The sequence below is a fragment of the Geomicrobium sediminis genome (assembly GCF_016908595.1).
Lineage (GTDB): Bacteria > Bacillota > Bacilli > Bacillales > Marinococcaceae > Geomicrobium_A > Geomicrobium_A sediminis.
In genome coordinates this window covers 257,459-279,315 of the sequence record NZ_JAFBEC010000006.1, presented here as the reverse complement: position 1 = coordinate 279,315, position 21,857 = coordinate 257,459, and the positions used below count along the sequence as shown (strand labels likewise).

Here is a 21,857-nt window from a genome sequence, read left to right as displayed (position 1 = left end):
AAAACTAAAACTGGCTGGTCAAAGTCCGATTCAATATCGAACATCAACCAGCCAATCAGCTGTTTAACAAACTCTAACTTTTTGGGGTCACTACCTTTTTTAAAAAGAGTGTGCGTTTCTAGTTTGCCTGAATCATTCGTTGAACATAATGAGTGATCATCTTTTTACTTTGATCTCGATTGATTTTGCTTGGTTCGAGATACAAGTTTAATGCCATTCCGTTAATAAAGGCATATAAGCTTTCTTCTTCAAGTGTTGGATCGTGATTCAATACGTAACCTTCTTTTCGAAGAAAGACAATCACATCTTTTACACCTTTTTCAAGTCCGACATGATCTAGGTCAAAGTCTTCTTGCGTCTTTCCATAAGCTACAAATGCGAACCACACTTCCATTTCAAGTCGAGTTTCTTCATTCGTCGGTACAAACTCTAGTAAATAAGCAACCGCTTTTTCAATCGGTGCTAATACCTTTTCATTCACCCTCTCTAATCGTGAGATAAATCGTTCTTTCACGAGGTTTAATGCGAACACGTACAGACCTTCTTGTTTCGAAAAATAGTGCCGCAAAGCGCCCTGTGATAACCCCGCTTCTTTTGCAATATTCCTCGATGTTGCATGCTGAATTCCGTACTTACTGATCAACTTCCAAGTCGTTTCTGCAATAATTTGTTTTCGTTTTTCGTGGTCTACAATTTTTGGCATGTACTTAGTATAACATCTTTTTAATTCAACCGAATTAAAAAATTGCTTTATGCACACACGACGTGTTATCTTTTATTTAATTCGCATGAGTTAAAAAGGGGTGTTGTTATGAATGACTTCATGGTTCATTACCAGTGGGAAATCTTTATTGCGATCGAGATCATCAGTTTTTTGTGCTTATTGTTATTCGGATATAGTTGATACAAACTAAAAAAACCGCAATTATCAATAGGGTTTATTATCGCTTTTATTGCATTAACAGGATTTGAGGCTGTACTTGCATGGTATGTATTTGCACTTACAGGTGAAATTGCTGCTTTTCAAATCATCGTTTCCTTGTTCGTACTCTATGCACTGACATTTGGATTCCACGATTTTAAACGGTTAGACCGTTGGATGCGAAAGAAGATTGATGCTGCTCGTCTGTTAACAACAAAAGACTACGAAGAAATGGCAAGACAAAAAGATCCGACTGTCCAAGCAAAGCATTATCTTTTGACATGGATGACACATGTCACTGTATTTCTAAGTGTACAAGTGCTGTTCTTCGGATTGAGCGGGTTAGACATTTATGAATCTGCCAACTATGTTACTGATTTAGATTGGATAGGTAGCGAAAGCTACGAAGCAACACCGTACGAGAATCAAACCTTTCATTCCGTTTCTATGATTTGGGGAATCATACTCGTCGTCGATACGATTGTCTCTGCTACGTACGTTTTCCAAAAAAAAAGATAAGAAGAAGCGAGGCGCATGATCATGTATAAGTTCTTTAACGTTCTATTAATCATCGGCATTATTCTTACCGTATTTCGCCTAGTCTCCCAGCTCGATGCCTTTCCATCATTTCCTGGAGATGAGCTTTTTGATCAATTCTCTGTCCCGTCAATCATCATTTTAATCGCAGGAATTATCGGCACGTCTGTGTTAAAACCAAATAGAAGTGATTAAGCTACAAGGGCATTAGACCGAATTCCTACATAAAGAAATTACCCAGTCGTTCACTTACATAGTGAATAACTAGGCAATTTTCTGTTTTGTCCACAAGATCGCCTTCTCTATACAGCCTGCACTTGTGCTTTTCGTTTGTGTACGACCTTTGCTAAGACAATTCCAAGTTCATATAGTAAAATGAATGGAATCACAACAAGAATATCTGTTAAAAAGTCAGGTGGCGTAATGAGTACAGAAATACATAGCAAAGCAAAGTAAGCATACTTTCGGACTTTTCCTAGTGAGTATGGGTTGAGCAAGCCAAAAGATGTGAGTGCCATAATAATTAAAGGAAGCTCAAACAAAAAGCCCGCTGGAAGAGTTGCCATTAATACAAAGGAGAAATATTCCGAAGCCGTAATCATCATGTCGAAATGGAGTTCTCCAAGTTCAGTTAAGAACGCAAATGCTAACGGATGGATAACAAAAAAACCAAAGCAAAGCCCAATGATAAAACAAACAAAAATCGCCGGTATGTATTGGAACAAAATACTTGCTTCTTTTGTGCTAAGGGCAGGCTTTACAAAACGCCAAGCTTCAAAAGCCAAATAAGGTGCACAAAAGCCTAACCCTAATACTCCTGCAAGTGTGAAGTACAATTTGATGGCATCTAATGGGCCAAGCATCACAAGCTCTCGATCTCCTATTAAGAGATCCATATAAAGCCTCAATGCGAAAAACAGCACAATAAAGATAAATGCATACACGAACAGTGAGCGAAGTACCGCTCCTCTTAGCACCGTGATGTGTTCTAACGCCGGTTGTTTTTCAAGTGATTCTGTTTGAGACATTGTTCAATTCCTCCAAACGTTCAATCAGTCTCCTCATAACTTACCCATCTCTCTTTATTGACATACGAAATGAGGAATAGTTATCCTCATTTACGTAAAAACTGGAAATGAACTCAACTATTGGAAGGATGTTACAACTTATGACCGCAACAAAAATGGAGCATCAACAACTGCTCAACCTCGTCAGTGAATTAATGACTCTTGAACATAGCGCTTCTTTATTAAAATGGGACCATTATACTCACGGTTCCAAAAAAGGGCTACATACACGTGCAAACGTGATGGGCCAACTTGCAGAGCGTACACATACACTAATGACCAACAAAACAAACGCAACACTTCTTCAAGAAGTCGTCATTGAAGAAGTTCCAGAAGCAATGCGTCCAACTGTTCTCTATTTGCAAAAAGAAAGTACAAGACTTAATAAAATCCCGAGAAAACTGTACACTTCTTATGAGAAAATGGCAGCCAAAGCGCCTGCACTATGGCAAGAAGCGAGACAAAAAAATGACTTCTCCCACTTTCGACCGCTCTTTGATCGCTTTGTCATCTGGCAAATGGATCTTGCTGATGAACTCGGATATACATCGAACCGCTATGACGCTATTCTAGGACTTCGTCAAGAAGGATTAACGACGGCACAACTCGATCAATGGTTCGGACGAATTAAAAAAGAATTAACGCCGATCGTTCAATACGCCAAAAGTTCTGATAAGAAAATCAAAACTGGTTTTCTTTATGAAGATGTTGATGCGTCAACACATCAGTCGATTCTTCATAATGGACTAGAGCAATTAGGGTTTGATTTTGAAGCGGGTCGAATGGATACTGGTCATACTTCAATGACCGTTGCCATCCAACCAGATGATGTTCGAGTTGCTTTTCCTTTTGCTGCTTCAGAACTAAGAAATGTATTCCCGAAAATGTTCAGTGAAGCAGGAGAAGCAAGCTTTTCACAAAACTACGAAACGCTTCTTCAAGGAGAAACGGATCCATCAACAAAACTTGCTCATCGCTTGTTATTCGAAAAGTTCATCGGGAAGAGTGACGGCTTCTGGCAACTGAATTATGCCGACATTCAAAAACGCCTCTCTCCAACATTAGATCACGTATCGTATGAACAGTTTTATGAAGCAATCAACGCGGTTGATTTTACAATTGTTAAATCTGAAGCAAGTGAAGTTATGCAGCCCCTTCACCTGCTCATGCGCTATGAAATTGAAAAAGCCGTCATTAACGGTGAAGTAGCGACCAAAGAATTGCAGAACATTTGGGCTGAAAAATCCGGGGAACACCTAAGCTTGTTAACCCCTCACGACTTAGGCGGCATCTTACAAGAAGACAACTTTGCTACTGGTAGCTTCGGGGCACCCGGTTTTGAGCTACTCAGTTATATGAATGCAGCAAGCATGTACCAAAAGCTAAGCCAAGAGACGAAGAGCTGGCAAAACGAAGACGTGAAGTCTTGGTTACAAAACAACGCCTACAACGTAGATGGTCCGTTCTCTCCACAAGCATTATGTAAACAAGACGACCTCTCCGCTTACTTGAAAGTAATGGAAGAACGATTTGTTCCGTTGTACCAAAACTAATAAAAAACCCGAACCGCCAACGTTGCGGTTCGGGTTTTTTATCCTTTTGATAGAATGGGCTGCTTTGATTCTCTGTAAAACCATCCTCGTGAAAATGCCATAAACATAAGCACCGAACTAAAGGCTAGAGCGCCAATAATGTACACCCAGCCATATCCCATGACGATAAACACTGGAGCAATGGCAATCGTTAGAATTTCAAACGGAATGATCCCAAGATAAGCAATCCCGTAATCTTGTAATGTTGTCGTCTTCACTTCAGGGTCAACAATTCGTAGCAACGTAATGCCAAGACCTGTTGTTCCCGTCGTCCAACCCCAGTTGAACACCGCATTCTCAAACCAATGATCCTCGAAAGCGCGAGGCGCTAACAACCGGTAACAAAAGTACATAAATGCAATGCCGAAAATTAATAGAATTGCGAGCGGAATTGCATAAGCACCTACGACCGCTAAGTTAATGGAAGCAATACCGAAGATGACAATTAAATCTGCACTCGTCCCACTAATTCGATCAACGGTTCGCTTATCGACATACTGGTCTGCGTTCGATTTACGTAGAAATACTTGAACGAGTAACCCGACGAGTAGCGTGAAAATAAACAGTTGAATCGAAACTGTCGGGAATATAACCGTGACGAACTGTTGAAGAACATAAGAAATGAGTAAAATACCACCTAAAAAAGCAATGTGAACGAGCAATGGATCAACCGAATTTGGAGAAAATGTAATTTCTCCAAGTGATTTACGGTTGTCCCGTTCAATCAGTCCCGTTCGCAATTCATTTGGCAAACTTTTATAATCTGTAACGAACGTACCGTGACGCTGCTCTGTCCCTCGCTTAATAATCATCATGCCACCGATAATCGCAACTAACATGCCGACAGTTGCCGATGCATAACCTAATGACGTAGCGTCTGCCCAACCGAGTTCTTGGAAGGAGTGTCCTAGCGCAGCTGCACCTCCATGACCACCTATAAACCCGACACCGAGCATAAATCCAAATCCTTCAGGTGTTGAGAACAGCGGTCGCAATAGAACGTCAGCAAACAATAGTCCAACTCCATACACCGCTAAGAACGTAAAAGCACAGTAGATCCACATGTTGCGAATACGCTTGGAAGCTTTTTTGAATGATACTTTGGCTGCTCCAAGTGGAATCGCAGCAAACACGAGTGCTAAGAAAATCGCAGGGTAGCTTGCAATCGCATCAGAAAACGGCAAAATCCCAAATCCGTTTGGCCCAAATGCAAGTGCGAGCGCTCCCGCAATAAGTCCAGCTGGTAAAAACATCTTTTGCAAGACTTTTACTTTCGATCTTAGCCATACACCAATCAGTAGTAACAACGATAACAAACCAAAATCAAAGACGAGGTCTATTAACGTCACTTGCTCCATCATTGTTTAATCTCAGCACTCAACTGCCGGTACGTACGCCCGACATGGTGCTCAGGAAGTTGATCATAGCCGAAGAGGTTGTTTCGATACGTTCCTTCTTCATAAGACGTTCTTACAAGCCCACGCTCTTGCAAAATCGGAACCACATCATCAACAAATTCTTCAAATGTTCCAGGTGAAACGCTGTAGGCGATATTGAATCCGTCCACACCCGTCGTCTCCATCCAGTCTTGCATTTGATCTGCCACTTCTTCTGCTGTACCTACAATCACTTTCCCGCGACCACCGATACTTACAAACTCAGAAAATTCTCCGACTGTCCACTCGTCAGCATTTTGATTCGTAAAGCTTGCAATAGAAGATCGCATCGCTTCATTTTCAATGTATTCCACTTTATCTTCTTTCTCGTAGCCACTAAAATCGATACCAGTCCAACCACCAATCAGCGCAAGACTGCCTTCATGACTCACAAATTTTCTGTATGCCTCACGCTTAGCATCAGCTTCTTCCTTCGTTTTACCGATGATTGGCGTCAATAAGGACAGAACTTTCACTTCACTGCGATCTCTTCCTGCAAGGTTTAGTTCCTCATTAAGCTCGTCGACGTAACGTTTCGCAAGATAATCTTCCGGTACACTTATAAATACTAACTCGGCGTGCTTCGATGCAAATTGCTTCCCTCGTTTTGATGCACCAGCTTGAAACAAGACGGGAGTCCGTTGTGGTGAAGGCTCGCATAAGTGTGCTCCTGGCACTTCATAATGCTTGCCGTAATGATTGATGTCATGAACTTTGCTAGGATCTGCAAACCTTCGATTTTCTTTATCGTTTTGCACTGCATCGTCTTCCCAACTGCCTTCCCATAACTTGTATACCACTTCTAAATATTCTTCAGCAATTTCATAACGTTCGTCATGCTTCACTTGCTTTAACCCAATGTTTCTTGAAGCACTTTCTAAGTAACTTGTCACGATGTTCCAACCGATTCTGCCGTTTGTTAAATGATCAAGTGTGGACATGCGCCTCGCAAAGATATACGGATTCTCATGCGTTGTCGACACCGTTAACCCAAACCCTAAGTGCTTCGTTGCTGAAGCCATAAGAGGCACAAGGTAACTCGGATCGTTAACAGGCGCTTGTACACCATGTTCGATCGCTGTATCTCTAGATCCTTTGTATACGTCGTATGTCCCCAACACGTCCGCTAAGAAAATCCCATCAAAGAATCCACGCTCTAGCGTTTTCGCTAACTCAATCCAATAATCAGCCGTCTTATAAGAAGTTGATTTTTGATCATCTGGATGAGCCCATAATCCAGGGGATTGATGGCTTGCACAGTTCATATCAAACGCATTTAAATACATTCTTTTTCTTTGCTCAGTCATGTCAGGCACCCCTATCCATATAATACTCACTTGAATAGTCGGTTTAATGGATAAAAAGAATACTGCTTCGATCCGAAACAGTAAAAATGACTAAAAGTGAGGTGGTGATTATTCAATAGGTTACGACTTCTTAATTTAATTGTCAATATATATAGAAAATTTAAATACAACATTTTTCAGAACGTGACTGAAGTACCCCTTTCAATGTATGTTTGATAAAATAACTACTTATCCATAACGCAAAAAGGTGAGTACAGACTTGTTACCTACTCACCTTTTTGTCGATATTATGATCGTAGCCACCGATTAAGCTTTAGAATCATCTGTAGGGTTCGATTCAATTTTAGTCGGTTGTGCCGGTGTAGAAGATGGTTCATCATCCATGAGTTGACTCGTTGACCGTTTAAATTCGGTAATCGTCTTCCCAAATGCCCCACCAATCTCCGGCAATTTTTTGGGTCCAAAGATCAAGATGGCAAGCAACAAAATTAAAATCAAACTAGGAATCCCAACATTAAATGGACTCATGTCCATCACCTCCTTGTCCCTAGCGTACCCATTTTCTGTAAGAATACTATTCCAGTACATCATTTTTTCCAAATAAAAAACCTTCTATCTCAAATAGAAGGTTACGTACATTATTGCTCAGAAACGTATTGAGCTACATTCTCTGCTTCTTCACCAGTCACGATATCAGCTGGCATGCCTCCAGGACCTTCTTCGATCGCTGCAAGTACAGAGTCAACATCCATACCAGCGATTTCAGGACCTGATGCACCTGAACCTTGATCTCCATGGCAAGATAAGCAGTTTGATTCATATAGGCTTGCAGCTGCTTCTGCGTCGTATGTACCGCCAGCTGTTTCTTCGCCTTCTTCACCAGCATCGTCCCCGCCGCCACATGCAGCAAGTAGCATAGCAGAACCAGCCATCATAATTAAGAATTTCTTCATTCCTTTGTTTCCTCCTCAAAAATCGCATAGATTGCTTACATATCTTAGCATAAATTTGTCAAATCAAACAATACTTTGCTCACGTGGTTACTCAATCTTTACAATGCAAGTTTTCAAGTAAACCTGTTACAGCCAAAACCCCTACTCTTAATACGTTTTCCTCATAATCAAACTGGGGATGATGATGTCCTTCTTTAAGTGGTGTCCCGAAAATCATATACGTCACTTCACCACCGTCTTCTTTCACTGATCGCATCATATGAGTCACATCTTCAGAAGCACCTATTGCAAGTTTAGGAAGTACTTTATTAATCGTATCGTACTTTTGTGCAACTTCTTCTAGGCGCTCAATCCATACGTGATCGCACTCGGCAGTTGTGCCTTGTCCAACTTCTTCAATCTCAACTGTCGTTCCATAAAGATCTGCAGAAGCTTGTGCGATTTGCTTAATATGTGCAAACATATAGCGATCTAATTCTTTTGTTTCCCCACGAGATTCACCACGTAAAAAGGCATGGTCGGCTGTCACGTTACGACCTGACCCCGCTTCCAATGTGCCGATATTTACCCGAGTATCTCCAGCACTATGCCTTGGAATTGCGTAGGCATGTTGTGAGAAATTAGCGGCAGATAGTAATGCATTCTTTCCCTCTTCAGGTTTTGCACCTGCATGAGACGCTTTTCCTTTAAAGGTAATATCGAATTTCGTCGTCGCTAAAAATCCTTCAGTAGTGGCAGCTACAAGTCCAACTTCTTCATCCGAGATGCCAATATGTCCGGAAAGAAAGTGATCAACATTCGATAACCACCCTTTCTCAACCATGGCCTTCGCACCTCGACTGCCTTCTTCTGCGGGTTGGAATAACAGCGTAAACTCTCCAGACAACTCATCTTGATGGCTATACAAATAGTGAGCAACACCTAAACCAATACTCGTATGCCCGTCGTGCCCACAAGCATGCATAAACCCATCATGAATCGACTGGAATCCTTCTGCTTTCGGGAAATGGTCTTCAGTAGCTTCAAAAATTGGCAGTGCATCAATATCGAAACGCAATGCGGTATGCGGTCCTTTTCTTCCAGTATCCAGACGGGCAACAACACCCGTATGACCCCCGCTCATTTTCTCAATGAGCGCTTTAGGAACGTTGTGTTCTTTCGCACGAAGCTCAGCTTCTTCTAATTGTTCAGCATTTGGAACGCCGCTTCTAGAAGATGAATCTACGGCATCTTTTCCTATATATAACGTAAAACCTAGTCGTTCAAGCTCTTCTACAATCTTTGCTGTCGTAACATATTCAGTCCAACCGACTTCAGGGTATTTATGAAAATGTCGCCTCCACGTAATCAGTTTCGGTTCTAATTCATCTAACCATCGTTCCATTGTTCCACTCCTCAGCATTAACGGTGCTGTTCGTAATAAATCATGGCAGCACTTTTCTTTAATTTATCATAATTTTCTTCCGAGAGGGGACCTAGTTCTGATGTAACACTGTTTTCTAGCACTTGTTCTGCAGTGCTTGCACCGGCTACGACCGAAGTGACCGCAGGGTGACGGAGTACATATCGAATCGCTTCTTGTGACGGTGTTGCTACATCACTAATGGCACGTAGAGCATCGGTCGCAAATAAAATGCGTTCCTTACTATGACCTAGAAACCCGTCTTCACTGACTTTTTCTTCTACTCGGTCTGTAAGCAATCCTTTTGCCACTGCACCTCTTACGAGAACACCAATTCCGTTTTGGTGAAGTAATTCTAAAAGTTCCTCTTCTGGTCTTCGGTCGAGCATACTATATTGCATCATCACACTCGCCATCCCAGATTGAAGGTACTCTCGAATAACATTCGGTCGTATTGATGAAATTCCAAATTCTCGGATGTATCCTTCTTGCTTTAATTCTTGCAATGCTTCAATGGATTCATCGATTGGGTCATCGATTGTTCCACCGTGAAGTTGATACAAATCGATGTAATCCGTTCCTAAACGCTTTAAACTATTTTTACAAGCTTCTTTTAAGTATGCTTTTGACGGATCCCAAAACCATCCGTCTTTTCCTTCCTCAAAGTGATTCCCACCTTTTGTTCCAAGGATTAAGTCACTTCTTCTTTCCTTAATTAACTCTCCGACCATTCGCTCATTCTCACCAAAGGAGTAGAGGTCCGCGGTATCAAAATAGTTAATTCCTTTTTCCATAGCTGTTTCAATAATTCGTTTTGATTGTGTAGAGTCCTTAGGTAAACTCATCGTACCTAATGAAATCTCACTAAGTTCAATCTCTGATTTACCTAGCGTTCGTCTATTCAAGGTTATCCCTCCAACAATAGTTTCTTATTCATCCTGTACCCGAAATGGTCGTAAATCATACATCTCATGTGCAGTAAAACGAATTTAACTCATCGTCTCATGCAAAATTCTTGAATGTGCATGCCCATTCAGTTTATGATTATACTGATAACAACTGAAGGAGACATGTGTATGGAGCAGACAGATCGCCGCCTTGCGTTATTGCTATGGTTTCGACTCGCGCGCTTTTACAATCACAACATCCGTCAAACGAACAAGAACTTAGATGATTATGACCTTTCCACTGCACAATTCGATCTACTCGTGCAAGTCGGTGCTCATCAGCCCATTACACAACAAGACTTAGCAGAAAAGCTTATTGTAACGAAAGGTAACATTACACACCTTGTTAAGAAGATGGAGATTCGTGAACTGATTACTCGCAAACAAGAATGGAAAACAAAGTATTTATCGTTAACAAAAGAAGGGTTAGCGTTGTATCATCAGGTTGTACCTATGCAAGAAGAGTTTCAAATGAACCAATTTGCCAGCTTATCAACCGACGAACAAAAAGAGTTATTACGTTTACTCAGACGACTTCATAAAAGTGATTCATCGTCAGTTTAGACTCATCATGATCGTAATGAATGAGCACACTAACAACAATTATAGTTAAAGGAGTGATCACAATGAAACACATCTTTCAAAAAGGTTCTAACGAACAAGCACCTGTTTTACTCCTCTTACACGGTACTGGTGGCGACGAAAACGACTTGCTTCCATTAGCGAAAATGATCGCACCTGACTCGACGGTATTAAGTGTTCGTGGAAACGTATCTGAAAATGGTATGCCTCGATTTTTCCGTCGTCTACGGGAAGGCGTATTTGATGAAGAAGATTTGGTCTTCCGTACGAAGGAGCTGCATGAATTTCTTGATCATGCCGCTACAGAATACAGCTTCGATCGTTCCAACATCGTCGCTGTCGGATATTCAAATGGAGCCAATATTGCTGCGAGTTTATTGTTCCATTATGAGAACTCACTAAAAGGAGCTAGTCTTCATCATCCAATGGTACCAAGAAGAGGCGTTACACTTCCCTCTCTTAACGATACACCGATCTTTATCGGAGCTGGAAAGCAAGACCCAATTTGTCGTCCTGAGGAAACAGAAGAACTAAACGGCTTGTTAGAAGAAGCCGGAGCGGATGTGACCTTACATTGGGAAAATGGTGGGCATCAACTCACTCAATCAGAATTAGGCGAAGCCATCAATTGGTTTAATAAGACCTTTTAATCAATGCCGCCTGCTCAACATTTGAGTAGGCGGTTTCATGTTACAATGAAGAAAAACATGACGAGGATAACATGCTTAATACAACACCAACGAAACGTGCTCCTTATGTTTTGGCAGTCATTGCAATTTTGTTCGTTGCACTCAATTTACGACCTGCCATTACAAGTGTAGGACCGTTACTTATGATGATTCGTGATGATCTTCATTTATCACATGTTCAAATCAGTTTTATGACGGCACTTCCTTTACTTTCATTTTCACTTTTATCTCTTTTTGCTCCAAAACTATCAAGAACGTTTGGTCTTGAGCGAACGATTTTTGTTGGCCTTATTCTCTTAATTTTAGGAATAATCGTTCGTTTCATGCCAGTGAACGTGCTTCTTTTTGTTGGTACCGCATTGGTCGGCATTGGGATTGCTTTATGTAATGTCTTAATTCCTGGTTTTGTAAAAAAGACATTTCCGTTAAGGGTCGGGTTATTCACGAGCTTATATATGACGTCTATGGCTGTGTTTGCAACGATCGCTTCGGGAGTGAGCGTTCCACTTGCTTTAAACCTTGGTCTTGGCTGGAATGTAAGTTTATTTATTTGGATTGTTCCTGCCTTCTTAGCACTCATCCTTTGGTTACCACAACTGCAATATAAAACGAAAAACCAAATAAAGACCGTACCAACCGCCACAAAGCTTTGGCACTCAAAGCTTGCATGGCAAGTGACCGCCTTTATGGGTTTACAATCGATTCTTTTCTATAGTTTAATTACGTGGTTACCTGAATTATTAATGCTTAACGGTTTTAACGCAACTGAAGCTGGGTTCTTTTTAGCTTGGATGCAAATCTTTGGCATCCCTGCAACATTTATCGTTCCAATTATCGGTGCTCGTCTTTACGATCAACGAAAGATCGTACTCACATTAGGTGTGCTGTATGCTACTGGCTTTCTCGGTCTGATTTTCTTTAACAGTTCTTTGTTTGCGACCGGACTATTTATTGCATTCGTCGGCATTGCCCAAGGAGGCGCTGTTAGTTTATCCTTTCTACTCTTATCACTGCGAACGCAAACCGCCCAAGATGCGGCTTCACTTTCTGGCATGTCTCAAGCAGCCGGCTATTTGTTTGCAACAATCGGACCGATTGGTTTTGGGCTTTTATTGCAATCAATTCAGCTACCAGAACTTACGTATATGCTCTTCCTTATTCTTACGATAGCTTTACTACTTGTAGGCTTGTTCGCTAGCCGAAACAAATTGATCTAAAAAAAAAAACGATGAGGAGTGCCCTCATCGTTTTTTTTTATTGTTGTGCAATTCTTCCCTCAACATCAGGAATTTCTTCCCCAGAGCGAATGTACTCAATTAGAATCTCACTTAACAACTCACCCGTTGATAAAACAATTTCTTGTTCTTCAAACATCGAATAGCCGTCTCCACCAGCTGCTAGAAAATCGTTGGTTCCAACGAGATACGTTTTTGCCGTGTCTAATGGTTCGCCATTGATCTCAACGGATGTTACACGCTCATAAGGAGCGGCCTCAGGGTCATATTGTACCTCCATTCCTGAAACGTGTAAGAATCCACCATTACTTTCAGGATAAACACTAAGCGATTGTTCTAACGCTTCAACAATGATATCTCCTGTCATCTCTTGTGCTTCAACGAGGTTGATAAATGGGAACGCATTCATCACATCATGGATTGTCACATCACCCGCTTCGATACTATCTCGAATTCCTCCCCCATTCATGATTGCTACATCAGCATCTGTTCGTTGGCGCATCGCGTCTGTAATTAAGTTACCTAAGTTCGATTCTTCACGTCTGACGACCTCTCGGTCCCCTTCAAGACGAGTATCAACAGAGCCGATTACTTCACTCAATGCCTCATCAACTTCAGTAACATATTGCTGTACGAGTTCTTCCGTTTCTGGATGGGGTTCAAAGCGATCATTAGTGTCACGAATTAATTGACCGTTCATCGATGCAAGTTCATCTTCATAATAGTAAAGATTCACAACTCCAACTGCTTTCGTATGTTCGTGGGCTTGGGCGATAAATGTTTGATCATGATAATACGGCCGCTCAATGGCTGTATGGCTATGCCCACCAATAATTAAATCAACACCATCGATTTCTTCCGCTAACATTTGATCTACTGAATGACCTGAATGCGTTAACAGAACAACATGATCAACCTTGTCTTCCATTGCTTTAACTTCACGTTTGGCAATCTCTACATCATTGTAAAATGTTAACCCTTCAACATTGCTCGGATGCGTTCGAATGGGTGTATCTTCTGTTGTAATGCCAACAAAACCGATTTTTTTGTCAGCGAGTTCTGCAATCGAATAACGCTCAACTAAAGGCTCCCCTGTTTCATCAACGATGACATTACTTGCGAGGATTGGGAAGTCTGCTGAGTCACTTAATTCTAATAGTCGATTATACCCATAATTAAATTCATGATTCCCAGCAACCATCGCATCAAAGCCAATATGATTCATAAGTTCAACCATTGCTTGCCCTTCTGTATAATGCACATGATTTGTACCATGGAAAGTATCTCCGCCATCGACGAGGAGCACGTCTTCACTTTGCTGCTTAATGAGATCATAGATTGTATGTACTTTTGCAAGACCCATGACACCTTCATCATCGTTTTGCATCACTCTTCCGTGCATATCATTTGTATGTACGATTGAGCGTTTCGTAAAGTAGTTGTCTTGCCGTTCTAGAATCGCATCAACTTGGTGAGGAGCTATGTTTTGATTCGGTCGCATGTAACCATTTGTATAACCAGTCATAATACCGTACTGTGCCACCGTCGCTAGAGCCTCACTCGCAAAGCTCGTCTCAGAAACATCTTCAAATTGCAAAAGCGTTGATAAGTCATCTGCCTCTAAGTTCATGGCACGAGTCATAAATAACGATGCATGTGCCCGCGTTACCGGATCTTCTGTACCAAAGCGAGTGTCCGTACGTCCTGTTGTAATTCCAAGTTCCACTGCTGCAGTTACATACGGAGCATATTCTTCACTTACATCTTCAAAAGCAAGTGTGGACGTATCATAATGTTCTACTTCAATGTCCATTTCATCCATCATTTTTTTGAGGAAATCCCCTCGTTTCACTTCTGAACCCTCAACAAGCTGTGGAATACTTAGCATCGGCACTGTAAGTAAGGCTGCTAACCAAAACTTCTTCATGTTACCCACCTCCTATAGAATTACTTTCATCGTAGCAAACTGAGCAAATGCGACAAGAGTCGTGCAGGAAGTTTAACAAGAATACTAAGTAAAACTTACAATTCTATAAGAAAGACCCACATTCTATGCATTGAATGCGGGTCTAAAATCCTTAATTACGATGAACGATGGTGTCGTTCTTTATTTTTTGCCCGACGCTCTTCTTCACTACCAAGAATTGGTTCAAGATCGTCTTGCACACTTTCTTCTGCCAATGAAACACCAGAACGGTACGCAGCACGACAAATGAGATGCCCTGCAACAGGCGCAGTAAGGAACACGAATACAATACCTAAGATTAACCGCACACTATATACCCCTTCGGATAATCCAAAGAAAAGAAACGCGCCTATAATCGTTACGAGAACACCGAGAGTAGCACTTTTCGTCGCTGCGTGTGAACGGGTGTAAACATCTGGTAAGCGGATTAAACCAAAAGCGCTGATCAGTGCTAATGCCACACCAATAAGCACTAAAATAGAGACAATAACCTCAATCGTGCTTTCGTTCAATTGCTACACCCCTCTCAATAAACTTCGAAAATGCAATCGTTCCGATAAAGGCAAGAATACCAAGCAATAGAATTGCCTCGAGATAGGCTGTTGAACGCATATAGATTGAGAACACCGCAATCAAAGCAATTAAGTTAATTCCTATTGAATCAAGGGCAATAATCCGATCTGGCATTGATGGACCTTTATAGACTCTATACAAAGCAACCAAGATGGCGAAGGAGATTAGCAACAACGAGATCAATAAAATAAGATCAAACATTATCTAGTAACCCCCATAATCGCTTTTTCAAACTTATCTTTGGAACGTAACGCCATGTCACTTGAATCTGGAATGTCCATGGCATGCATATAAAACGTCTTGCCGTCTTCTGAAACTTCGATAACGACTGAACCAGGAGTAAGCATTAAGAGTAATGCTAACACTGTAATCTCTAAATCGGTTTCTAGTGTCGTTTCTAATGTAAAGATCCCTGGCGTGATATTCAGTTTCGGACGTAAGATTTGTCTAGTAATTAAAATGCTCGAAGAAATTAACTCACGGATAAATAAAACTAACAACGCAATGAGCGCCCAAATCCTTCTCAGGTAGAACGGTTCGTTAAAGAACCTGCGTGTCATCCAGATGAGTAAGAGGCCGAGCAAATAACCTAGTGTAAACGTACTTATACTCCAATCATCTTGCAAAAACATCCAAAGCGCTGCGATAAATAAATTTAATAGTATTTGTACAGGCATGCTCTCACCTCTCTTATTCCCCGTTCGGCATTACTGCGTCAATGTACAAGGAAGGATTGTTAATGACTTCAGCAGCTTCCATAATGTAGACGTTCACAAACTCCGCTCCAAGCCCCATTCCGATTACAATGACTGTAAGAATTGCACTCGGAAGAAGTGTTCCTTTCGTTGACATCTTCTCATCTTCAACGGTCAGTTGGTTCTCACCCCAAAATCCATTGATAAAGATTTTGACGACGGAGTAAAGAACCATAAGGCTCGTAATTAAACCTACCGCAGCAATGATATAGAACCCTTCACCAATCGCCCCTTGTAAAACAAGAAGCTTTCCGATAAAGCCACTTAGTGGTGGAACCCCTGCAAGCGCAAGCGCTGCAATAAAGAACATCCAACCGAGTGAAGCATGGTTTCGAATCATCCCACTCATTTCACGAAGTTTATCTGTACCCGTTAACCCAATCATAATTCCACCGAGTATAAACAGGAGCGCTTTTACGAACATATCATGAATCAAGTAGAATACCGAGCCTGCGATCGCTGTTGTCGTAAAGACTGCAAAGCCTGCAATCATAAATCCGACTGCGACGACAACATTGTAAGCCAGTATTTTTCTAAGACTCCAGTGTGCAACGGCCCCAATCGCACCGATGATCATCGTCAATATACCGAGCCAGGCGAGCAATTGATGTGTAATCTCTGGTTGGTGTGGAAATACAACCGAGAACAAGCGGAAAATCGAGTATATCCCGACCTTTGTTAAAAGCGCCGCAAAAAGGGCTGCAATTGCCATCGGTGGTGCACCGTATGAACCTGGCAACCAGAAATACATGAGTAATGCAGCTTTTATTGCAAATACGAGCATTAGAAAGATCGCGACTGTCGTTAGAAGACCATCTTGTCCTGCTTCTGATACACGAATTGCCATATGTGCAAAATTCAACGTTCCAAGCATCCCGTATAAATACGCAATAGCAATGAGGAACAACATCGATGATACGATATTAACGAGTACGTATTTAATCGATTCACGGAGCTGAACTTTCTTCCCGCCTAGTGCAATTAATACGTACGAAGATAACAACATCACTTCGAAGAATACGAACAGGTTAAATAAATCTCCTGTTAAAAATGACCCCATTACACCGACAAGTAAAAATTGGACAAACGTATAAAAGTAAAACTTTTCTCGTTCTTCTCCAATCGTTCGAAACCCGTATAACAAGCAGCAAATTCCAACAATCACTGTTGTAAAAACGAGTAACATTGCAAACATGTCAGCGACTAGAACAATCCCGTAAGGCGGCTCCCAGCCCCCTAGATCTAATGTCATCGTGCCTTCATTCAAGACACGTTGAATGATAATCGCTGCGATGACCCCTACAGCCAACAATGAGAGAATGCTTAACCAACGCTGGGCAGAGATGCGATTTCTAAGGAAGATTAGTAGGACGCCCGTAAGGAGTGGAATTAGCAATAATAAAATAATAATATTATTCATCGTCAATACCCCTTAGTTTATCCATATCGTCTGTTCCTAGTTCTTTGTACGCTCGATACGCCAGCACCAAGAAAAAGCCAGTCGTTGCAAAGTTAATCACAATTGCTGTTAAAATTAACGCTTGCGGAAGAGGGTCGGCGTATGTGAGCGCCTCAATATTCGTAATCGGCGGTGCCCCTTCTTTTAGACCGGCGGTTGTAAGCAATAAGAGTAATGCACCGTGACCAATAACGGAAGTACCTAAAATAATTCTTAGCAAACTTCTTGACATAACCAAATACGTACCAGCGGTTATGAGGACTCCTATTAGAATAGACATTAGTATTTCCATAGTTATACATCCTCACTAATGCTCAAAATAATTGTGAGCGTCCCACCAACAACTGTAAACAGTACACCAAACTCAAAGAGAACAGATGTGGCAAGCTCAATCTCCCCGAAAAACGGGAAATCAACGTACTCAAACGTATGACTGAGGAAAGGGTAACCGAGCAAAATTGATCCTATACCGGTGAGCGTAGATACAGAAACCCCAACCCCAATTAATGTGCGATAGTTAATCGGTATCGCTTTAGAGATCGTATCAATATCATAAGACAAGTAGAGGAGAACGAGGGCAGATGCAGCCATAAGCCCTCCGATGAAGCCTCCTCCTGTATCATGATGTCCTGCAAAAAAGAGGTAAAAGGCAAACGTAAAGATGATGAAAACAACAATCTTCGTTACCGTCTGCAAAATTACATCATTGACTTTCATCCGTTCCCCCCCTTTTTTCTAAACGTAATCGAACGAGTGCGTACACTCCAAGAGCTGCAATCGCGACGACGAAAATCTCAAGGAACGTATCAAACGCACGGAAATCAGCGAGAATTGCGTTAACCATGTTCGCTGCACCAGCGAGGTCATAGCTATCACCATAGTAGGTTGAAATAGGTTCGAATAAGTTATAGCCATTCACACTTAAAGCAAGTAACGTCACAAGTGAACCGATTCCTAGAGCAATAATAAAGTTACCTACTTTAAACTTCTCGCCTTCTTCTTCACCACGACCTTTTAATTTTGGCAAGTGATAGAAACATAACAAGTAAAGCGCAACAGATACCGTCTCAATCGCAAGCTGAGTTAAAGCTAAGTCTGGTGCACGTAAAATGATGAAGAATAACGCGACAACATAACCTAACACACCGACAGACACAACAGCTGTCAATCTTGAGCGAGTCGCCATCACTAACACTGTCGATCCAAGCAAGACGAGGGCTAGTACTATTTCAAACAAGTTAATGGACGCTAAGTTGTCTGTGTACAGTGTGAAATCATTCAACATGAAGTAACTTCCACCGACGATTAAGATAATCGTAATAAAGATGTACATCAGATAATCGCGAATATAGCCCGTCATGTGCCAATCAATCACTTTGTGTGATCCACGTTCCATCCCGCTAAGACCATGCTTGAACCAATTGTTCAAATGCATCCATTGCGGCATATGGTTATAGAGCCCAATCCAGCGATTTAACGTCGCAAAGAGGATTAAACCTAATGCAACAACTGCCATCGTCATAAATAGCTCTGGTACAAATCCATGCCACCATGAAATTGTATAATCATCAAAGACCCCAGCTGCCGAAGGAATAATTGATGCGACCATCGGCTTTAACGCATAGTCACCAATCACATTCGGGAAGAAGAAAATCGCCAATACGAGAAATCCTAAAATTGAAGGCGGAATAAGCATTCCAAGTGGTGCTTCATGCGCTTTCTTCTCAAGACGTTCTGGCTGATATTTCCCAAGAAACGTTCGGTAGACGAGAATAATGCTATAAATAAACGTAAATACGCTTGCAACCCAAGCAACAATTGGAATGATTGCACCATATGTTGCCATATTGAAGATATCTAAGTTCGCGGCATTTAACGTTCCAGTAAAGAACATTTCCTTACTAATAAAACCATTAAACGGTGGTAGTCCAGCCATTGATAAGCTTCCGATGACAGCTAGTGTAAATGAAACCGGCATGATGGTCATAAGCCCACCGAGCTTACGCATGTCACGAGTCCCTGTTTCGTGGTCGACAATCCCGACAACCATAAACAAGCTACCTTTAAATGTCGAATGGTTTATAAGATGAAACACTGCTGCAAGCACAGCATATGCATGTAACTGCACACCTTGATCACCTGGATTGAAGTACAGTGCAGCTGACCCCATACCAAGCAATGACATAATTAAACCGAGTTGACTTATCGTTGAGAAAGCAAGTAATCCTTTTAAGTCGCGTTGTTTAACAGCATTAAGCGATCCCCAGATTAGGGTGAATAGACCGACAAAAGTGACGATCCAGAACCATTCTGGTGTCCCACCAAACGCAGGTGTAAACCGTGCAACAAGATAAATCCCTGCTTTAACCATCGTTGCAGAGTGCAAGTAAGCACTAATTGGTGTTGGTGCTTCCATCGCATCTGGCAACCAGATATGAAACGGAAATTGTGCAGATTTCGTAAATGCTCCAAGCAATAGAAGTAACATTGCAGGCAAGAACAAGTCGTGTTGTACGAGCAAATCACTTTGAGCGATGACTTCTCGAATGCTAAATGTTCCAGTGATATTATGAATCATAATAATGGACGCAAGCATTGCAAAACCACCAAGTACAGTGATCAGCATCGCCTTTTGTGCACCAAACCTTGATTGCTTTCTTTGGTACCAATATGCAATGAGTAGGAATGATGAAATACTCGTAAGTTCCCAGAACAAATAGAGTACAATCATGTTGTCAGAAAGGACAACCCCAAGCATCGCTCCCATAAACATCATAAGATATACATAGAAGTTGTGTAACGCCTCTCGTGCTTTAGACAAGTAATAAATTGAGTAGATAATGACCAGTGCACCGATCCCGGAGATAATAAGTGCAAAGATCAACCCTAACCCGTCCACGAATACTGTAAAATTAATATCGAGATACGGGATCCAAGGTATCTCATACAACGCTGTTTCACCGTTTGCTAGCATTGGCAAATAAGTTGCCAAGTAACCAAAAATGACGACAGGAACGACTAATACAAACCACCCTGTATGTATTCTCGGAAAAGCTTTATATAGTAGAGGTATTAATACAGCAAATAATAAAGGTAAAACGATCATTAAATGTACCCAAGACAATGAACTAAAACCTCCTTGTAACTTTTATTCATGTAAACGCTCAAAAACTCTCGATGCAATTAACTTTCCCGAATTTAAAAACGCTTATTACGAGAAAAACAACTCTCGAAATTATTAGCTGGAATGGAAAAACGAACGGGGATAATTCCGGGTAGATTAAGGCAGAACTCAAATCGTCTGAATTTTCTCACACAAAGACACGGGTTACGAAATGCGTTCTGAGAGGTTCAAGACCTCGTTTCTTTTCACTCTACTTCAATTCACACGATAACAATTGTACTCATAACAATAGTATCATTGCAAAACATCTGCTCAAACACAAAGCAGATTGGTTGCCTATGCATATGTCATACAGAGTATATAATAAAAATAACAGCAATGCACGTAACTTGCTTTTATATAGGTAGTTTGTTGATGAATTGTAACAATTGAATCATATGTTAAGCACATAAAATTACCATTAATTACAGGTATTTTCTTTCATTAACTAGGAAATTTTAAAAATATGTGTAAGACCAATTGACTCCTAAAACAAACAGGAGTAAGCTATACTATGCAGAATTATGGTGCGGCCTTTTGCCCCCATTCGTAGAGGTGAATAAAAGATGGATCAAGCAATTCAGGCTAAAATGGACGAAAGCTTGCTTGTTTGCGTTTATCACGGCCCTAACGGCGAACGTTTAATTCGAAGAGGGGCTAAAATCGCACAGAAGTTAAACTGTCCATTTTACATTCTAACCGTTGACTCTTCTCCATTAGATGAGTTAGATCATGAAAAGAGCCAATATGTTGATTATTGGAAAGAACTAGCGAAAGAAGTCAACGCTTCAGAGTTTATTATTAAAGACAATGAAAAACGACCACCAACAAAAGTTATTTCCGAAGTTGCACGCGAAAAACAAGTTACACAAGTAATCATTGGTCAAACGGCGAAAAGTCGTTGGGAAGAGATCACAAAAGGTTCTTTAATTAACACCTTGCTAAAAGAACTACCGTTTGTCGATCTTCATATCATTGCCGTAACACGCGGGCTTAAGAACTATCAAGAAGAACACTTTGAAAAAGGTGTGCGAGCTTACTTGATTCGTTCTGAGAACGAATCTGGATACGAACTCACGTTTAATCATTCAGTTAAATGTTCTTATGAAGGCATCTTCTTTAAAGAAGTCGGGACGGACTTTAACAATGGAATCTTTAAGTTTATGAAGGATAACAAGATGCTTGAAGTCCACGTAACGGATGATCAAGTCGTACCTTCTGAAAACTTCCTTAAGAAAGAACAATAAAAACCAGGAACCTTACATGAACTGC

23 protein-coding genes are annotated in these 21,857 nt (G+C 41.1%); 7 read left to right on the top strand and 16 right to left on the bottom strand.

Annotated features, from left to right (window positions below; all coding sequences use genetic code 11):
• Positions 1-118: 118 nt before the first annotated feature.
• Positions 119-703 carry a TetR/AcrR family transcriptional regulator gene (locus tag JOD17_RS11960; RefSeq protein ID WP_204697989.1) on the bottom strand — a complete coding sequence of 195 codons (585 nt, stop codon included), beginning with the start codon at positions 701-703 and terminating at the stop codon, positions 119-121.
• A gap of 396 nt (positions 704-1,099) precedes the next feature.
• Here JOD17_RS11960 and JOD17_RS21315 point away from each other — a divergent pair, with 396 nt between their 5' ends.
• Positions 1,100-1,441, top strand: coding sequence for a hypothetical protein (locus JOD17_RS21315; protein ID WP_239575458.1), 342 nt, complete (start codon positions 1,100-1,102; stop codon positions 1,439-1,441).
• A 21-nt stretch (positions 1,442-1,462) separates the two neighbouring features.
• Positions 1,463-1,654, top strand: a complete 192-nt coding sequence (locus JOD17_RS11950; protein ID WP_204697988.1) for a hypothetical protein — start codon at positions 1,463-1,465, stop codon at positions 1,652-1,654.
• Between the two features lie 107 nt (positions 1,655-1,761).
• On the opposite strand, the gene tatC is transcribed toward JOD17_RS11950, so the two are convergent.
• Entirely contained in the window at positions 1,762-2,487 is a 726-nt protein-coding gene (tatC, locus tag JOD17_RS11945; RefSeq protein WP_204697987.1) for a twin-arginine translocase subunit TatC, read from the bottom strand.
• A gap of 140 nt (positions 2,488-2,627) precedes the next feature.
• Here tatC and JOD17_RS11940 point away from each other — a divergent pair, with 140 nt between their 5' ends.
• The gene (locus JOD17_RS11940; protein ID WP_204697986.1) at positions 2,628-4,079 is read left to right on the top strand and encodes a gluzincin family metallopeptidase; all 1,452 of its coding nucleotides are present in this window, start codon (positions 2,628-2,630) and stop codon (positions 4,077-4,079) included.
• 38 nt (positions 4,080-4,117) lie between these two features.
• On the opposite strand, the gene JOD17_RS11935 is transcribed toward JOD17_RS11940, so the two are convergent.
• The 6 genes from JOD17_RS11935 to JOD17_RS11910 form a co-directional block, all read right to left on the bottom strand.
• On the bottom strand, positions 4,118-5,479 hold the full coding sequence (locus tag JOD17_RS11935; RefSeq protein WP_204697985.1) for a sodium/glutamate symporter: 1,362 nt from the start codon (positions 5,477-5,479) through the stop codon (positions 4,118-4,120).
• On the bottom strand, positions 5,476-6,861 hold the full coding sequence (locus JOD17_RS11930; RefSeq protein ID WP_204697984.1) for an LLM class flavin-dependent oxidoreductase: 1,386 nt from the start codon (positions 6,859-6,861) through the stop codon (positions 5,476-5,478). The genes JOD17_RS11935 and JOD17_RS11930 overlap by 4 nt, the downstream gene beginning before the upstream one ends.
• Positions 6,862-7,167: 306 nt before the next feature.
• Positions 7,168-7,389, bottom strand: coding sequence for a twin-arginine translocase TatA/TatE family subunit (gene tatA / locus JOD17_RS11925; protein WP_042359730.1), 222 nt, complete (start codon positions 7,387-7,389; stop codon positions 7,168-7,170).
• A 110-nt stretch (positions 7,390-7,499) separates the two neighbouring features.
• Positions 7,500-7,814, bottom strand: coding sequence for a c-type cytochrome (locus JOD17_RS11920; protein WP_042359729.1), 315 nt, complete (start codon positions 7,812-7,814; stop codon positions 7,500-7,502).
• Positions 7,815-7,905: 91 nt separating this feature from the next.
• Positions 7,906-9,198 carry an amidohydrolase gene (locus tag JOD17_RS11915; protein WP_204697982.1) on the bottom strand — a complete coding sequence of 431 codons (1,293 nt, stop codon included), beginning with the start codon at positions 9,196-9,198 and terminating at the stop codon, positions 7,906-7,908.
• Between the two features lie 17 nt (positions 9,199-9,215).
• Positions 9,216-10,121 (bottom strand): aldo/keto reductase, encoded by a 906-nt coding sequence (locus JOD17_RS11910; protein WP_204697980.1) that lies wholly within the window; start codon positions 10,119-10,121, stop codon positions 9,216-9,218.
• A gap of 171 nt (positions 10,122-10,292) precedes the next feature.
• On the opposite strand from JOD17_RS11910, the gene JOD17_RS11905 reads away from it, so the two are divergent.
• From JOD17_RS11905 to JOD17_RS11895, 3 genes are all read left to right on the top strand, one after another.
• Positions 10,293-10,727 (top strand): MarR family winged helix-turn-helix transcriptional regulator, encoded by a 435-nt coding sequence (locus tag JOD17_RS11905; RefSeq protein WP_204697978.1) that lies wholly within the window; start codon positions 10,293-10,295, stop codon positions 10,725-10,727.
• A gap of 62 nt (positions 10,728-10,789) precedes the next feature.
• On the top strand, positions 10,790-11,395 hold the full coding sequence (locus tag JOD17_RS11900; RefSeq protein ID WP_204697976.1) for an alpha/beta hydrolase: 606 nt from the start codon (positions 10,790-10,792) through the stop codon (positions 11,393-11,395).
• A 71-nt stretch (positions 11,396-11,466) separates the two neighbouring features.
• Positions 11,467-12,651 (top strand): CynX/NimT family MFS transporter, encoded by a 1,185-nt coding sequence (locus JOD17_RS11895; RefSeq protein WP_204697975.1) that lies wholly within the window; start codon positions 11,467-11,469, stop codon positions 12,649-12,651.
• Between the two features lie 37 nt (positions 12,652-12,688).
• Here the strand turns inward: JOD17_RS11895 and JOD17_RS11890 are convergent, their stop codons facing one another.
• The 8 genes from JOD17_RS11890 to JOD17_RS11855 form a co-directional block, all read right to left on the bottom strand.
• A complete protein-coding gene (locus tag JOD17_RS11890; RefSeq protein WP_204697974.1) occupies positions 12,689-14,596 on the bottom strand; it encodes a 5'-nucleotidase C-terminal domain-containing protein in 1,908 nt (635 codons plus the stop codon).
• Between the two features lie 155 nt (positions 14,597-14,751).
• Positions 14,752-15,147 carry a Na+/H+ antiporter subunit G gene (locus JOD17_RS11885; protein WP_204697973.1) on the bottom strand — a complete coding sequence of 132 codons (396 nt, stop codon included), beginning with the start codon at positions 15,145-15,147 and terminating at the stop codon, positions 14,752-14,754.
• Positions 15,128-15,409 carry a Na(+)/H(+) antiporter subunit F1 gene (locus JOD17_RS11880; protein ID WP_169966102.1) on the bottom strand — a complete coding sequence of 94 codons (282 nt, stop codon included), beginning with the start codon at positions 15,407-15,409 and terminating at the stop codon, positions 15,128-15,130. The genes JOD17_RS11885 and JOD17_RS11880 overlap by 20 nt, the downstream gene beginning before the upstream one ends.
• On the bottom strand, positions 15,409-15,885 hold the full coding sequence (locus tag JOD17_RS11875; RefSeq protein ID WP_042359723.1) for a Na+/H+ antiporter subunit E: 477 nt from the start codon (positions 15,883-15,885) through the stop codon (positions 15,409-15,411). Before JOD17_RS11875 ends, JOD17_RS11880 begins: the two co-directional genes overlap by 1 nt.
• 13 nt (positions 15,886-15,898) lie before the next feature.
• Complete coding sequence (locus JOD17_RS11870) at positions 15,899-17,383, bottom strand: Na+/H+ antiporter subunit D (protein ID WP_204697972.1); 1,485 nt, start codon at positions 17,381-17,383, stop codon at positions 15,899-15,901.
• Entirely contained in the window at positions 17,376-17,714 is a 339-nt protein-coding gene (locus JOD17_RS11865) for a Na(+)/H(+) antiporter subunit C (RefSeq protein WP_204697971.1), read from the bottom strand. Before JOD17_RS11865 ends, JOD17_RS11870 begins: the two co-directional genes overlap by 8 nt.
• A gap of 2 nt (positions 17,715-17,716) precedes the next feature.
• Positions 17,717-18,139: a Na(+)/H(+) antiporter subunit B gene (locus JOD17_RS11860; protein ID WP_204697970.1), complete on the bottom strand. Its 423-nt coding sequence runs from the start codon at positions 18,137-18,139 to the stop codon at positions 17,717-17,719.
• Entirely contained in the window at positions 18,126-20,546 is a 2,421-nt protein-coding gene (locus JOD17_RS11855) for a Na+/H+ antiporter subunit A (protein WP_204697969.1), read from the bottom strand. Before JOD17_RS11855 ends, JOD17_RS11860 begins: the two co-directional genes overlap by 14 nt.
• A 605-nt stretch (positions 20,547-21,151) precedes the next feature.
• On the opposite strand from JOD17_RS11855, the gene JOD17_RS11850 reads away from it, so the two are divergent.
• Entirely contained in the window at positions 21,152-21,832 is a 681-nt protein-coding gene (locus JOD17_RS11850; RefSeq protein WP_204697967.1) for a universal stress protein, read from the top strand.
• The last annotated feature ends 25 nt before the right edge of the window (positions 21,833-21,857 follow it).

Bases quoted from the DNA above. Each gene is read 5' to 3' on its own strand.
- JOD17_RS11960 (WP_204697989.1), bottom strand. From the start codon at position 703: ATGCCAAAAATTGTAGACCACGAAAAACGAAAACAAATTATTGCAGAA.
- JOD17_RS21315 (WP_239575458.1), top strand. From the start codon at position 1,100: ATGCGAAAGAAGATTGATGCTGCTCGTCTGTTAACAACAAAAGACTAC.
- JOD17_RS11950 (WP_204697988.1), top strand. From the start codon at position 1,463: ATGTATAAGTTCTTTAACGTTCTATTAATCATCGGCATTATTCTTACC.
- tatC (WP_204697987.1), bottom strand. From the start codon at position 2,487: ATGTCTCAAACAGAATCACTTGAAAAACAACCGGCGTTAGAACACATC.
- JOD17_RS11940 (WP_204697986.1), top strand. From the start codon at position 2,628: ATGACCGCAACAAAAATGGAGCATCAACAACTGCTCAACCTCGTCAGT.
- JOD17_RS11935 (WP_204697985.1), bottom strand. From the start codon at position 5,479: ATGATGGAGCAAGTGACGTTAATAGACCTCGTCTTTGATTTTGGTTTG.
- JOD17_RS11930 (WP_204697984.1), bottom strand. From the start codon at position 6,861: ATGACTGAGCAAAGAAAAAGAATGTATTTAAATGCGTTTGATATGAAC.
- tatA (WP_042359730.1), bottom strand. From the start codon at position 7,389: ATGAGTCCATTTAATGTTGGGATTCCTAGTTTGATTTTAATTTTGTTG.
- JOD17_RS11920 (WP_042359729.1), bottom strand. From the start codon at position 7,814: ATGAAGAAATTCTTAATTATGATGGCTGGTTCTGCTATGCTACTTGCT.
- JOD17_RS11915 (WP_204697982.1), bottom strand. From the start codon at position 9,198: ATGGAACGATGGTTAGATGAATTAGAACCGAAACTGATTACGTGGAGG.
- JOD17_RS11905 (WP_204697978.1), top strand. From the start codon at position 10,293: ATGGAGCAGACAGATCGCCGCCTTGCGTTATTGCTATGGTTTCGACTC.
- JOD17_RS11900 (WP_204697976.1), top strand. From the start codon at position 10,790: ATGAAACACATCTTTCAAAAAGGTTCTAACGAACAAGCACCTGTTTTA.
- JOD17_RS11895 (WP_204697975.1), top strand. From the start codon at position 11,467: ATGCTTAATACAACACCAACGAAACGTGCTCCTTATGTTTTGGCAGTC.
- JOD17_RS11890 (WP_204697974.1), bottom strand. From the start codon at position 14,596: ATGAAGAAGTTTTGGTTAGCAGCCTTACTTACAGTGCCGATGCTAAGT.
- JOD17_RS11880 (WP_169966102.1), bottom strand. From the start codon at position 15,409: ATGTTTGATCTTATTTTATTGATCTCGTTGTTGCTAATCTCCTTCGCC.
- JOD17_RS11875 (WP_042359723.1), bottom strand. From the start codon at position 15,885: ATGCCTGTACAAATACTATTAAATTTATTTATCGCAGCGCTTTGGATG.
- JOD17_RS11870 (WP_204697972.1), bottom strand. From the start codon at position 17,383: ATGAATAATATTATTATTTTATTATTGCTAATTCCACTCCTTACGGGC.
- JOD17_RS11865 (WP_204697971.1), bottom strand. From the start codon at position 17,714: ATGGAAATACTAATGTCTATTCTAATAGGAGTCCTCATAACCGCTGGT.
- JOD17_RS11860 (WP_204697970.1), bottom strand. From the start codon at position 18,139: ATGAAAGTCAATGATGTAATTTTGCAGACGGTAACGAAGATTGTTGTT.
- JOD17_RS11850 (WP_204697967.1), top strand. From the start codon at position 21,152: ATGGATCAAGCAATTCAGGCTAAAATGGACGAAAGCTTGCTTGTTTGC.